Consider the following 11,821-nt stretch of genomic DNA (forward strand, 5'->3'; position numbering starts at 1 on the left):
GTACTCGTTCGGGTCGACGAAGTTCAGTTCCGGCGGCTCGGGCGGTTCGACCTCGAGTGTCATGGCCGGACGTAGGAGGGGTTCGCGGATAAGAATTCCCACCTCCGGTCGCGAGGCGGCGATCGGACGTTATCCGTCCCGTTTCCGATCGATCGCGAACGACACCCGAGCGTACGCGATCGCGTTCTCGCCGAGCATCGGCCGCGAGCCGTGGGCGGCCCGGCCCTCGTACTCGATCGTCGGCCGGACGTAGCTCCGGTCGCCGACCGCGACCGAGTTGACGTCGGCCCGCCCGGTGGCCTCGCCGACGATACAGGCGTCGGGATCCAGCCGATCATGCCGGACGGCTAAACCCTCGGCCTCGAGTCACTCCCAGTCGTAGCCGAACTCCTCGCTCCCGCGGTGAATGTAATCGTTCTCGAGCACTTCGCTGACCGTCCGCGCGAGGTCGTCTAACTCCTCCTCGACGGTTTCGGCGGTGTCAGCGTCGAACGCCTCGCGATCGGCAAACTGATCCTCGGGAATCGACGGAACGCGGTAGCCGACGTCCTCGGCGGCCTGATTCCAGTAGAAGTCGAGTTCGTCGAGCAGACCCGCCTCGCGGACGGCCCGGAACTCCGCGTCGATCAGGTAGGTGCGGTCGGCCCAGTCGTCGAACGCGTCCTCCCAGGCGCCGGCCTGTAAGAACCCCTCGAGTTCGTCGCGCCGCACGTCGTCTCCGATCCGTTCCTCGGGTTCGTCGACGGCGTCGTAGTCGCCCGGATCCGACGACCCGCGGAGCGCGGGCGGGTCGGGAACCTCGGTGTCGAGTGCCATACGCGAGATTCGTCCGGGAGGAGGATGTGCGTTTTCCCGGCGAGGGACCGGTTTCCGTTCCGGCGGCGGTCAGTCCGTAAGCGACGAGGCGATAGATCGGACAGCGACCGCGGTCGACTCCGCTCCCGCCGTTTCGATCCCCACAGTTATTTCGAACGACACCCAACTGTCACGTATGGGCAGCGAAAGCGGTGGCCGAAGCTACACGCTGACGGAAATCTTCGCCATCAAGTTCGTCCTGGCCGACGTGGTGATCATCGCCGCCTTGCTACTGGCGGGGCCGCTGTGGGCGCTCGGCCTCACCGCGCTGTTCGTGGCCAGCACGTTCCTCATCTGGTATCTCACCCGTCGCAGCGAGCGAGCCGACGCCGACCGTGCGGTCGAGCGCGAGCGCGAGCGGGACGCCGCGGAGGCCGCATCCGAACGCACGGCGGATGCGAGCGACCCGGTCACGAGACTGCAGGAGCGGTACGCCGACGGCGAACTCTCCGAAGCGGAGTTCGAGGCGAAACTGGATCGGCTGATCGAGTCCAACGAGCGGGCCGACACCGCCGGACTCGAGACCGAGGAACTCGAACTCGAGCGATCGCAGTAAGCGTTGAAACGGCTCGCGCCGATCGCACGGCCGACGCGCGATCGGGTGTGCAACGACTCGCAGCGGCCGCTCTCGGTCCCAAACACTCAATCGGCGCCCCGCCGTAGTCCCGGCCGATGACCGACTACGAGGCGGCGATCCTCGACGTCGACGGCACGATCGTCCGCGGTGAGGAGTTGCTCCCGAACGCCACCGGCGGCCTCCGCGACCTCGAGGACAGCGGCGTCGATCGACTCCTGTTCTCGAACAACCCGACGCGCGGCAGCGATCACTACGGGACGAAACTCGAGCCCCACGGGATCGACGTCGATCCGGCGACCGTCCTCACCTCGGCGACGGTCTCGGCGGAGTACCTCGCGACGACCCATCCCGACGCGACGGTCTACCTCGTCGGCAGCGATCGGCTCCGGGCCATCCTCGAGGACGCGACCGTCGGACTGACCGACGACCCCGACGCCGCGGACGTCGTCCTCGGATCGTTCGACCGGGAGTTCTCCTTCGGCACGCTCTGGGAGTCGCTGCGAGCCCTCGAAGGCGACGTGCCCTTCTACGGGACCGATCCGGACGCGACGATCCCGATCGACGACGGCGAGATTCCCGGCTCCGGGGCGATCCTCGCCGCGATGGAGGCCGTCGCGGGCCGGGAGCCCGACGCGATCCTCGGGAAACCCTCGTCGGTCGCCGCGGCGGCGGCGATGGACCGCCTGAACGCCGCTCCCGACCGGACGCTGGTCGTCGGCGACCGCCTCAACACGGACATCGCGCTGGGGGAGCGAGCCGGCATGACGACGGCGCTCGTGTTGACCGGCGTGACCGACCGGGCCGACCTCGAGTCGTCCGAGGTCCAGCCCGATCACGTCCTCGAGTCGCTGGCCGACGTCGCGACGCTGCTGTAGCGTCGCGTGCAGCGATCGATCGCCGAGGCCCGCCGGCGAGGGATCGGTGACGCGATCTCGAGTCGGTCCCGATCGGAATCGGACGAGCGTTCCGCAAGTCGTGTACTCGAGAGACATATTTATGGGTAACAGTCACGAACCGCTATCTATGAAGGAACGAATCAAGCGCGTCTTGCTCCGAGCTCGATACGCCGCGATCGGCGCGGCCGTCGGCGCCGCGATCGGCTCCGTCTTCAGTCGAAACGCCGCGAGTACCGGCGGTGCGATCGGCGCGATGACCGGTGCGACCATCGCTGACACCCGCGAGACGGCAACGGCCGTCCTCGAAGAGGCCAGAGAACAGGACTTCGTGCCGCTGTCGGAAGACGCCGATAGCGACTCGAACTGAACTAGCTCCGTTTTCGCTGTGCGACCGAATCGACGGGTCGCTCGGGCTCGGTTCCGAACGGCGGTCCGTCGGTAGTGTCCGCCGTCGACTTCCCATGCGGTCTCGAGCGATGGTACCCGGAGACGGACACCCCGGTCGCGGATGTAGGTCGGCGCCGCGCCGGCGGAGCCGCTCGGAATCGATCGATCACCGACGCGGTCCGTTCGACGGTCGGCTCGGCTGTTCCGCACTCGATCAGCTGTCGCCGTCGCCCTCGAGTGCCGCCTCCCGTAACGCTGCCTCCTGTTCGCTGTCGGCGGTCAGCTCGGGCACCGTCGTCGGGTTCTTCTCGTCGTCGATCGCGACGTAGACGAAGTAGGATTCGGTCGTCATCTCCCGTTCTCGCGTCCGCAGGTCCTCGCGCTCGGCGACCAGCCGGACCTTTACGCTCGAGGTGCCCGCGTCGTAGACGTAGGCCGTGATGTAGGCGGTGTCGCCGACGTGGATCGGCCGCTCGAAGTTCATTCGGTTGACGCGGGCCGTCACGCAGGTCTCGCCGGCGAACAGCATCGCGGACATGGCGCCAACCTCGTCCATCCATTTCATGACGGTGCCGCCGTGGGCCGTATCGAGCATGTTGGCGTGATTGGGCTGGACCATCTCGCGATTCTCGACGAGCGTCTCGATGAGATCGGTCATCGGTCGTTCGTTCGGGCCGAGCACAAACACTCTTGTCGTCGTCTCGGCCCGCAATACAGCGGCAATTCGTCGTGGAAAATAATTATATGCAATAAGTAAGAAATCGTAATTATTATTTCCTCCGGCTTCGATACTGGTAAAAGTCGTCGCCGAGTTGACCCGCTAATGAGCGATGCAGGCGACGCCGACGTGCCGGCGCCCCCCGATCCACCGGGTGACGAACCGGGCTCCGTCACCGTCCTCGGGACGGCCCACGTCTCGCAGTCGAGCGTCGACGAGGTTCACGAAACGATCGATCAGGAGCAACCGGACGTCGTCGCCGTGGAACTGGACGAGAACCGGTACCGCCAGATGCAGGGCGGCGCGCCGGACGACATCGAGGCGGGCGACCTCCTCTCGGGGAACACCGTCTTCCAGTTTCTGGCCTACTGGATGCTTTCCTACGTCCAGTCGCGGCTCGGCGACCAGTTCGACATCGAACCCGGCGCGGACATGCGCGCCGCCATCGAGGCCGCCGAACGAAACGGGAGCGGCGTCGCGCTGGTCGACCGGGACATCCAGGTGACGATCCAGCGGTTCTGGCGCGGGCTCTCGATCACCGAGAAGCTGAAGATGGTCGGCGGGCTCGCGCTGGGGGTCACCGATCCCCGAACCATCGGGCTCTCCTTCGGCGCCATCGGCGGCGCCCTCGTCGGACTCCTCTTCGGGGCGTTCCTCGCCCCGTTGTTGGGGCTGGGTGACACCCTGTTGCTCGGGATCAGCGGCTCGACGATGCTGGCGTCCGCCGGCGCCGTCACCGCCGGGGCCTTCGGCGGCGCCCTCGTCGGACTCCTCTTTCTCCCCTCGCTCGAGTCGATCGGGAGATCGAACGGCATCGCCGGCGGGTTCACGATACGGATCCTCGCCGGAATGGGGCTCGGAATCGCGGCCTGTCTCGCGCTCGTCGCGGCGGAGGTGTCCGTCGGGCCGTTCTCCATCGGGACCTTCGAGAGCCTCGGCACCTACGCGATCCGCGGGACGGTCGGCATGCTCGCCGGCCTCGGCGTCGGCGTCCTCGTCGGCGCGGTCGTCGGGCTCCTCCTCGACGGCGTCAGCGGCGACGTCGACGAGATCGACGAGGTCGACATCGAGGAGATGACCGACGGCGACGTCGTCGCGGCGATGATGGAGGAGTTCCGCCAGTTCAGCCCGCGCGGGGCCAACGCCCTGATCGACGAACGCGACGCCTACATCGCCACCCACCTCCACCGGCTTCGCGAGCAGGGGTACGACGTGCTCGCCGTCGTCGGCGCCGGACACAAGGCCGGCATCGAGCGCCACCTCGAGAACCCCTCGGGGATCCCCTCTCTCGAGTCGCTGTCGGGGACGACCTCGAGCAGCCGGTTCTCGCCGCTGAAGATCGTCGGCTACCTGCTGACGCTCGGCTTCGTCGCCTTCTTCTTCCTGCTGGTCATGGCCGGCGTTCAGGACACATTCCTGCTTCAGCTGTTCGGAGCGTGGTTCCTGATCAACGGAATCTTCGCGTTCACGCTCGCCCGTCTCGCCGGCGCGCGCTGGATCAGCGCGGGCGTCGGCGGGGCCGTCGCCTGGCTGACGAGCATCAACCCGCTGCTGGCGCCGGGCTGGTTCGCCGGCTACGTCGAACTCAAATACCGGCCGGTCAACGTCCGGGACATCCAGACGCTAAACGAGATCATCGATGACACCGAGCGCCCGATCGAGGAGGCCTTCGCCGACATGTTCGAGGTGCCGCTGTTCCGGCTCATCATGATCGTCGCGCTGACCAACATCGGGAGCATGATCGCGAGCTTCCTGTTCGTGGTCGGCGTGTTGCCGTGGCTGGCGCCCGAAATCGGCGGGATCAACGCCCTGTTCAACGAACTCTTCCGGGGGGCCGAGAACACGCTCGAGTTGCTCCGAGGGCTGTTGACATGAGCGTCCGCGCGCGGTCGCGCTCGGAGCCGGAGCTGACCTTCAGCGACCGGGAGCTGATCGATCTCGCCGTCGCGTGGCTGACGCTGTCGGTCGCGTTCTCGCTGATATTCGCGCCGGTTCACGCCGGCGCCGACGTCGGCTACTTCCTCGGGATGGTCGGACTCAGTCTCGTCACCGTCGGCGTCGCCTTCCTGTTACACGAGCTCGCACACAAGGTCGTCGCGATCGAACACGGCCAGATCGCAGAGTTCCGAGCGGACTACCAGATGCTGTTTCTGGCGCTCATGGGCGCGCTCGTCGGTTTCCTCTTTGCCGCCCCCGGCGCCGTCTACCATCGCGGCCGGATCACCCAGCGGGAGAACGCGATGATCGCCCTCGCCGGGCCCGTCACCAACCACCTGCTCGCGATCATGTTCCTGCCGCTGGTGCTCATGCCGGCCCCGCTCGGGACCATCGGCCGGATGGGCGTCTGGATCAACCTCGTGCTGGCCGCGTTCAACATGATCCCCTTTGGTCCGCTGGACGGCAAATCGGTCTACGACTGGCACAAGGGCGTGTTCGCGCTCGTGTTCGTCCCGAGTGCCCTGCTCGCGGGGTACGTGGTCCTGTTCGCCAACCCGTTCTGACGGCGGTCGGCGGTCCGGACCGCGATGATCCGCGTTTCTCTTTTCGATCGGTGACCGACGTCCCTCGCTGTACACGGACGAGTGACCGGCTGTTCCCATCAACGAACTTTTTATCTATTTATCTCTTTCGCTACTTTGTGGGAGAAAGTAGTCTACCCCGTAAATATTTTTAGCCTGTGAGTCGATGTTCGACTCGAGCGAGCTGTCGGCGGTCTGTCGCGATCGTCGGTACTCGGGAGTGTGCTCACGATGACCAACCCAAGACACCGATCGGTCCCCTGGACCGGACAAGCGCGAGCGTTCACGCGGAGGCACGTCCAGCAACTGCGTCGCAACAAACTCCTGGTCTTTCTGGCGGTCGGCTGGCCGGTGTTGTGGTACTTGCTGACAATGGCGATCTTCATCGAGGCCCCCGACCCCGATCAGCTCGGCTACGTCAAGGCTGCCAACGGGATCACCTACGGGTTGTTCGGCGCGTTCACCGTCACCGTCGCGGTCTTCGCCGGCGAGTTCGCTCGGGACCTCGAGGGCGATCGGTACCGGAAACTGCGAGCGATACCGGTCTCGCCGACGGCCGACCTCGCCGGCCGGTTCGTCGCCGGAACGGCGCTGGGTGCCTGTTCCTATCTCGTGACGATCCTCGCGGCCGTCGCACACGGCGCCACGTTCGAACTCGAGCGGATCGGTCCGACGACGGTTGCGATCCTCGCGCTGACGTTCGTGCTGTTCTGCGTGATCGCGATGGCGCTCGCGATGGGGCTGGCGCTGGTGATCACCAAGCCCGAACACATGACGACGATCGCGGTCGTCGTCGTCCTGATGGCGTTCTACCTGACGGGGTTCAACGGAATCACGCCGGGTATGATCGCCGAGGATCCGGCGTTCGTCAACTACCTGCCGAACTCGTTGGCGACGCGCATGCAGATCGCCGCCTGGGCGGGCACCGACAGCGTCGAATTCATGACGCCTCCCGAGGCGCCGCTCTCGCTCGAGTACGGTGCCCTGCTGGTCGGCTACGCCGTCGGCCTCTCGGCCGCGGCGGTCGGGGTCATGACGCGATTCGCGTACGGAGGTGAGCCGTAAGATGCCAACTGATACCACGAACGCGGAGCGAACCGACGGGGTACAGCAGCCGCTGCTCGAGGCCCGAGACGTCGAGAAAGGGTTCGATGACGGTGCGGTGCTCGAGGGACTCGACCTGACCGTCGAAAAGGGAGAACTCGTCACGCTCATGGGGCCAAACGGCGTCGGGAAGTCGGTGTTCCTGTCGTGTCTCGCCGGCAGCACCGCACCGGAGCGCGGCGAGATCGAACTGTTCGGCGACCGATCGCCGACCGAAGCGCGGTCGGCGACCAGCGTGATGCTCCAGGGTGAGACGATCGATCCGGATCTGACCGGCCGCGAGAACCTCCAGTTCTACGGCGATCTCCACCCGCGGGCGACCGACGACTGGCGGGCGCTAGTCGACCGCCTTGAGTTGACTCCGGACCTCGATCGGCCCGCGCGGGAGTACTCCGGCGGGATGCGGCGGAAGCTCGAACTGGCGATCGCGCTCACCGTCGACGCGGACCTCTACCTGCTGGACGAACCCACGGCGGAACTCGATCTCGCGATGATCCAGATCGTCCACGACCTCTTGCTCGAGTACCGCGAGGCCGGGAAGACGATCCTCGTGACGAGCCACGCGCCGCTGGACGCACAGATCGCCGATCGTATCGCGTTCGTCCGGGACGGGCGGACGGTCACAACGGGTGCCCCGACGACCCTCCTCGAGGCACTCCCGCCGGTCGTCCGGATCCGCGGAGCGATGGCGCCCGAGTCGCTGTTCCTCGGTGACCGCGTCTTCCAGCGCGGTGACGAAATTCGAGGTTTTCTGGCGTCCGAAACCGACCTCACGGCGATCGAGAACGCCGTCGAGGGAGCGCGCGAGGGCGCGACCGTCGATCCGGATCCGCCGTCGTACACCGACCTGTTCAACTACTACACGTACGTGCAGTCAGCCCGCGGCGACGCGACTCGAGGCGTCGGCTCGAGTGTGGCCGAGGCGACCGACAGCGCCGGTATCGCCGCCGAACCATCCGATCCAGAGGAGGCCGAACACCGATGACCGATAACGTCGATCGCGCGGACGATCCGACGGCGGACGACCCGGACGTCGACGTGCTGCGCGAGGACATCGAACAGATCAAGTCCGCGATGGCCATCGAGAAGCGGTATCCCGGCCAGCGGCGCCTGTGGCTCGTCCACGGCGTCGTCGTCGGTCTCGCGGGCGTCATCACGAACGCCATGTTCGTCTACCCGTGGCCGGAGTACGTCTACGTCCTCGTCTGGGGGGCCGTCTTCGCGCTGGTCGGGTTCACCCAGTGGCAGACGAGCGCTCGTGCGGGATCGAACGTCGCCGATCCGGGACCGACGCCGAGCTGGAAAGTCGTCTTCGGGACGCTCGTCGCCGGCCTGTTCGTCGTGACGTCGATCGTCGATCCCGTTCGCGCCGAGGTCGAGAGCGTCTTGCAGGGGGCGTTCTTCTTCAGTCTCGCCTTTACCGTCCTCGGCATGGGGTATCTGTTGGCGGGGACGATCCTGCGGGCCTACCGGATCCGCGCGATCGACCGCTACCCGTTCTACGTCAACGGCGCGTGGATCCTGGTGTTCGCGCTGTTCATGCCCCACGTCGAGTGGCTCCAGTACTTCGGCTACGCCGCGTTCGGAATCCTCTTTTTCCTCCACGGCGTCGGGACGTACTACCTGCTGACCTATCGTCTGGCCGACTGACTCGCCCGTCATCATGGAATTCGACAAACTCGTCCACCAGCCGACCCGGTTACAGATCTTCGCCTATCTCTATCGCCACGACCGGGCGACCTTCTCGGAACTGCAGGACGACCTCGAGATCACCGACGGCAACCTCTCGTCGCACGTCCAGCGGATGGAAGAAGCCGACGCCGTCAGCATCGAGAAGCAGTTCGTCGATCGCCGCCCGCAGACGACCTACGAACTCACCGACGAGGGCCGGGAGACGTTCGAATCGCACGTCGACACGCTCGAGGCCTTGCTCGATCAACTCGAGCGCGACGGGGAGTGACCGCCGGCGACGCCGCGTCTCGGGCGCGGTCGCTCGCCCGGACCGGTGACCTTTTGCTCGCCCCGGGAGGTCGTTCAGACATGACCGATTCAGCGGACGACGGGAGCGAGGAACGGCTCACCTACGCGGAGACGGGCGTCGACATCGAAGCCAGCGAGGACGCGACCGCGGCCTTGCTCGAGGCCTTCGGCAGCGACCTGCGGACCGAGTACGCCGGCCTGATCGACATCGGCGACCGCTATCTGGCGCTGGCGACCGACGGCGTCGGGACCAAACTGCTGGTGGCGGAAGCCATCGAGGACTTCTCGACGATCGGGATCGACTGCATCGCGATGAACGTCAACGACCTCGTGGCCGCGGGCGTCGAGCCCGTCGCCTTCGTCGACTACCTCGCGATCGACGAGCCCGATGAGGCGCTGACCAACCAGATCGGCGAGGGGCTCGCCGTGGGTCTCGAGGAAGCAGACCTGACGATGCTCGGCGGCGAGACGGCGGTCATGCCCGAGGTCGTCAAGGGATTCGACCTCGCGGGGACCTGCGCCGGGCTCGCGGGCAAAGACGAGGTGCTCGAGGGCGAGGCGCAGGTCGGCGACGCCCTCGTCGGCTTCGCCTCGAACGGCATCCACTCGAACGGGCTCACCCTCGCGCGGGAAGCTGTCACGCGCGAGCACGACTACACCGACGAGTTCCCGCCGAACCCCGATCGGACGATCGGCGAGGAACTGCTCCGACCGACCCGGATCTACACGGACCTGCTCGAGCCGATGCGCGAACACGGCGTGCGCGCGGCGGCCCACGTCACGGGCGGGGGATGGACCAACCTGCTCCGGATGGGCGAGTTCGAGTACGTCGTCGACGACCCGTTCCCCGCGCAGGCGGTCTTCGAGTTCGTACAGGAGGAAGGTAACGTGACCGACGAGGAGATGCACCGGACGTTCAACATGGGCACCGGCTTCGTCGTCGCGCTGCCCGAGGACCGCGCCGAGGACCTCGTCGCCGACACCGACGGGCAGATCATCGGCCGCGTCGAAGCGGGCGATTCGGTCGAGGTCCGCGGGCTCTCGCTGTCCTGATCGAGACCCGTCGCTCCGGACTCGAGTTATCGAGACGAGGGAGCGACCGTCGCGGCGTGATCAGAGCGTCGTGACCGGCGCGCTGGCGTTCCGGGTGACCGATTCAGGGACCGATCGGAAGACCGGCCGGAACGCCGTCGGTGGGTGGTCCGCGATGACAATGTGGTCGACCGCGTGTTCCTCCGCGTAGTCGGTGATCTCCCGCGCCGCGCCGCCAGAGCGGACGGCCGGTTCGATCTCCCGGTCGTGGCGCTCGGCGAGTTCGTGCGCGCGGGAGAGAACCTGCTCGGCCCGTCGGCACTGCGCTCGCGTAAACCGATCCGGCGTCGGGAGCAGCTCCGCGCCCCGCTCGGCGGTCAGTTCCGGGATCACGTACTCGCACGGATCCCGGCCGCCGAATCGGGCGAGCGGGCCGGCCGCGTCGGTGACGTGGAGCACGGAGATTTTCGCCGCAGGATACTCTTCAAACGCGTACTCGAGCGCCGCGTCCGACGCGTCGGTTCGGCCCATCGCCACCAGTACGTGCCGCCCCATACGCTCGGCTTCGAGCACCGGTGGGTTATTCCTTACCGACCACAGGTGGCGTCTTTAAGCCGAACGGACCGAGGGCCCGGTTCGGGCGGACGGTTCCGGCGCGGAGGGCGTCGCGACGCGAGTCCGGCTACCGAGCGGACTCACTCCCGTCGGTCGGCGCCGACGAGTCGCCCGTCTCGGTCGCGGCGCGGATCGTGTCGTACTCCTCGTCGGCGTAGGCGATGAACCAAACCTCCTCGAGAGTCTCGGGCTCGTAATTACGGATCTCCTCGGCGATGAGCGCGGCGCCTTCGGCGAAGTCGAAGCCCGCGACGCCACAGCCGAGCGCCGGGAGCACGATCGATCGGCAGCGCAGGTCGTCGGCCGTCTCGAGCGCGTTCCGCGTCGCCTCCCGGATGCTCGCTTCGGTCGCCTGGCCGTCCCCGTAATGGGGCATCGCCGCAGCGTGGATGACGTGGTCGGCGTCCAGATCGTACGCGTCCGTCACGGCCACTTCGCCGAGGTCGACGGGGCCCTCCGCCGTGGCCTCCTCGTTGATCTCCTCGCCCGCGCCGCGTCGGAGTGCGCCGGCGACGCCGGAGCCCATCTCGAGGCTCGTTCCGGCGGCGTTGACGAGCGCGTCGGCGGACTGTGCGGCGATGTCGCCCTGCACGACGTCGAACTCCATACGCGCGGGTACGGCGTCCGACAGTGTGAAACTACGGCCTCCAACCGCGCGATCAGTTCGACTCCCAGAGACTTAGGCCGACCAAAAACTTTTTAGATTTAGGTATACCTAACTCCACGTGATGGACGTACCCGCCCGCAGGCAGGATTCCGATGCCGACGAGGAACCCGAGGAGCCGGCAGTGGTCGTGACCAGCCACGAGACGCGCCCCGGCAAGACGGTCTTCACCGAGCGCGACAACAACGACGGCTGGATCGCGACCGACCTCACCGTCGACCTCGAGCGCTGACCGTCGGGACGGGTCCGACCGCGACCCCCGCGACCACCGACTCGAGCGCACCGCTCGTCCGTCGCTGACCCGACGGACTGAACCGCCACGCCGACTGACCTCGGCCATGGATCCTCTCTCTTCGGTTTTGACGCCACTAGACGTTGCAGGGTTGCCACCTCTGGGCACCCCCGTTGCAAGCGGACTCGAGAGCGCCAGTCTGGAACGGCCCGTGGGCTCAGTGAGCCGCGGTCCGAAGTCCC

General features: G+C 66.9%; 15 protein-coding genes. 11 read left to right on the forward strand and 4 right to left on the reverse strand.

From position 1 onward, the window contains the following. Window positions 1-366: 366 nt before the first annotated feature. Entirely contained in the window at window positions 367-816 is a 450-nt protein-coding gene (locus tag C477_RS22460; protein ID WP_008896876.1) for a hypothetical protein, read from the reverse strand. 175 nt (window positions 817-991) lie between these two features. Between C477_RS22460 and C477_RS22465 the strand changes: the two genes are divergently transcribed. From C477_RS22465 to C477_RS22475, 3 genes are all read left to right on the forward strand, one after another. Beyond that, window positions 992-1,411, forward strand: a complete 420-nt coding sequence (locus C477_RS22465) for an SHOCT domain-containing protein (RefSeq protein WP_008896877.1) — start codon at window positions 992-994, stop codon at window positions 1,409-1,411. 116 nt (window positions 1,412-1,527) lie between these two features. Continuing rightward, window positions 1,528-2,307 carry an HAD-IIA family hydrolase gene (locus C477_RS22470; RefSeq protein ID WP_008896878.1) on the forward strand — a complete coding sequence of 260 codons (780 nt, stop codon included), beginning with the start codon at window positions 1,528-1,530 and terminating at the stop codon, window positions 2,305-2,307. A 148-nt stretch (window positions 2,308-2,455) separates the two neighbouring features. Then, complete coding sequence (locus C477_RS22475) at window positions 2,456-2,695, forward strand: glycine zipper 2TM domain-containing protein (protein ID WP_008896879.1); 240 nt, start codon at window positions 2,456-2,458, stop codon at window positions 2,693-2,695. Window positions 2,696-2,929: 234 nt separating this feature from the next. Here C477_RS22475 and C477_RS22480 read toward each other — a convergent pair whose 3' ends face one another. Continuing rightward, window positions 2,930-3,373 (reverse strand): acyl-CoA thioesterase, encoded by a 444-nt coding sequence (locus tag C477_RS22480; RefSeq protein WP_008896880.1) that lies wholly within the window; start codon window positions 3,371-3,373, stop codon window positions 2,930-2,932. Between the two features lie 165 nt (window positions 3,374-3,538). Between C477_RS22480 and C477_RS22485 the strand changes: the two genes are divergently transcribed. The 7 genes from C477_RS22485 to purM all read left to right on the forward strand — a co-directional run bounded on the left by C477_RS22485 (window position 3,539) and on the right by purM (window position 10,089). Next, the gene (locus C477_RS22485) at window positions 3,539-5,308 is read left to right on the forward strand and encodes a TraB/GumN family protein (protein ID WP_008896881.1); all 1,770 of its coding nucleotides are present in this window, start codon (window positions 3,539-3,541) and stop codon (window positions 5,306-5,308) included. Continuing rightward, entirely contained in the window at window positions 5,305-5,934 is a 630-nt protein-coding gene (locus tag C477_RS22490) for a zinc metalloprotease (protein WP_008896882.1), read from the forward strand. The genes C477_RS22485 and C477_RS22490 overlap by 4 nt, the downstream gene beginning before the upstream one ends. A 249-nt stretch (window positions 5,935-6,183) precedes the next feature. Next, a complete protein-coding gene (locus C477_RS22495; RefSeq protein WP_049914801.1) occupies window positions 6,184-7,017 on the forward strand; it encodes an ABC transporter permease in 834 nt (277 codons plus the stop codon). 1 nt (window position 7,018) lies between these two features. Continuing rightward, window positions 7,019-8,041 carry an ABC transporter ATP-binding protein gene (locus C477_RS22500; protein WP_008896884.1) on the forward strand — a complete coding sequence of 341 codons (1,023 nt, stop codon included), beginning with the start codon at window positions 7,019-7,021 and terminating at the stop codon, window positions 8,039-8,041. Next, window positions 8,038-8,706, forward strand: coding sequence for a hypothetical protein (locus tag C477_RS22505; protein WP_008896885.1), 669 nt, complete (start codon window positions 8,038-8,040; stop codon window positions 8,704-8,706). The genes C477_RS22500 and C477_RS22505 overlap by 4 nt, the downstream gene beginning before the upstream one ends. Before the next feature lie 13 nt (window positions 8,707-8,719). Next, entirely contained in the window at window positions 8,720-9,016 is a 297-nt protein-coding gene (locus C477_RS22510) for a winged helix-turn-helix domain-containing protein (protein WP_008896886.1), read from the forward strand. An 80-nt stretch (window positions 9,017-9,096) separates the two neighbouring features. Further along, on the forward strand, window positions 9,097-10,089 hold the full coding sequence (gene purM / locus C477_RS22515) for a phosphoribosylformylglycinamidine cyclo-ligase (protein ID WP_008896887.1): 993 nt from the start codon (window positions 9,097-9,099) through the stop codon (window positions 10,087-10,089). Between the two features lie 60 nt (window positions 10,090-10,149). Here purM and C477_RS22520 read toward each other — a convergent pair whose 3' ends face one another. Together C477_RS22520 and C477_RS22525 are read right to left on the reverse strand one after the other, a co-directional pair. Next, window positions 10,150-10,623 (reverse strand): universal stress protein, encoded by a 474-nt coding sequence (locus C477_RS22520; protein ID WP_049914799.1) that lies wholly within the window; start codon window positions 10,621-10,623, stop codon window positions 10,150-10,152. A gap of 127 nt (window positions 10,624-10,750) precedes the next feature. Next, window positions 10,751-11,290 (reverse strand): macro domain-containing protein, encoded by a 540-nt coding sequence (locus C477_RS22525; protein WP_008896889.1) that lies wholly within the window; start codon window positions 11,288-11,290, stop codon window positions 10,751-10,753. Window positions 11,291-11,411: 121 nt separating this feature from the next. Between C477_RS22525 and C477_RS24285 the strand changes: the two genes are divergently transcribed. Then, window positions 11,412-11,579 carry a hypothetical protein gene (locus C477_RS24285; RefSeq protein WP_008896890.1) on the forward strand — a complete coding sequence of 56 codons (168 nt, stop codon included), beginning with the start codon at window positions 11,412-11,414 and terminating at the stop codon, window positions 11,577-11,579. Window positions 11,580-11,821: the final 242 nt, after the last annotated feature.

The organism is Haloterrigena salina JCM 13891, from assembly GCF_000337495.1.
GTDB classification, from domain to species: Archaea; Halobacteriota; Halobacteria; order Halobacteriales; family Natrialbaceae; genus Haloterrigena; species Haloterrigena salina.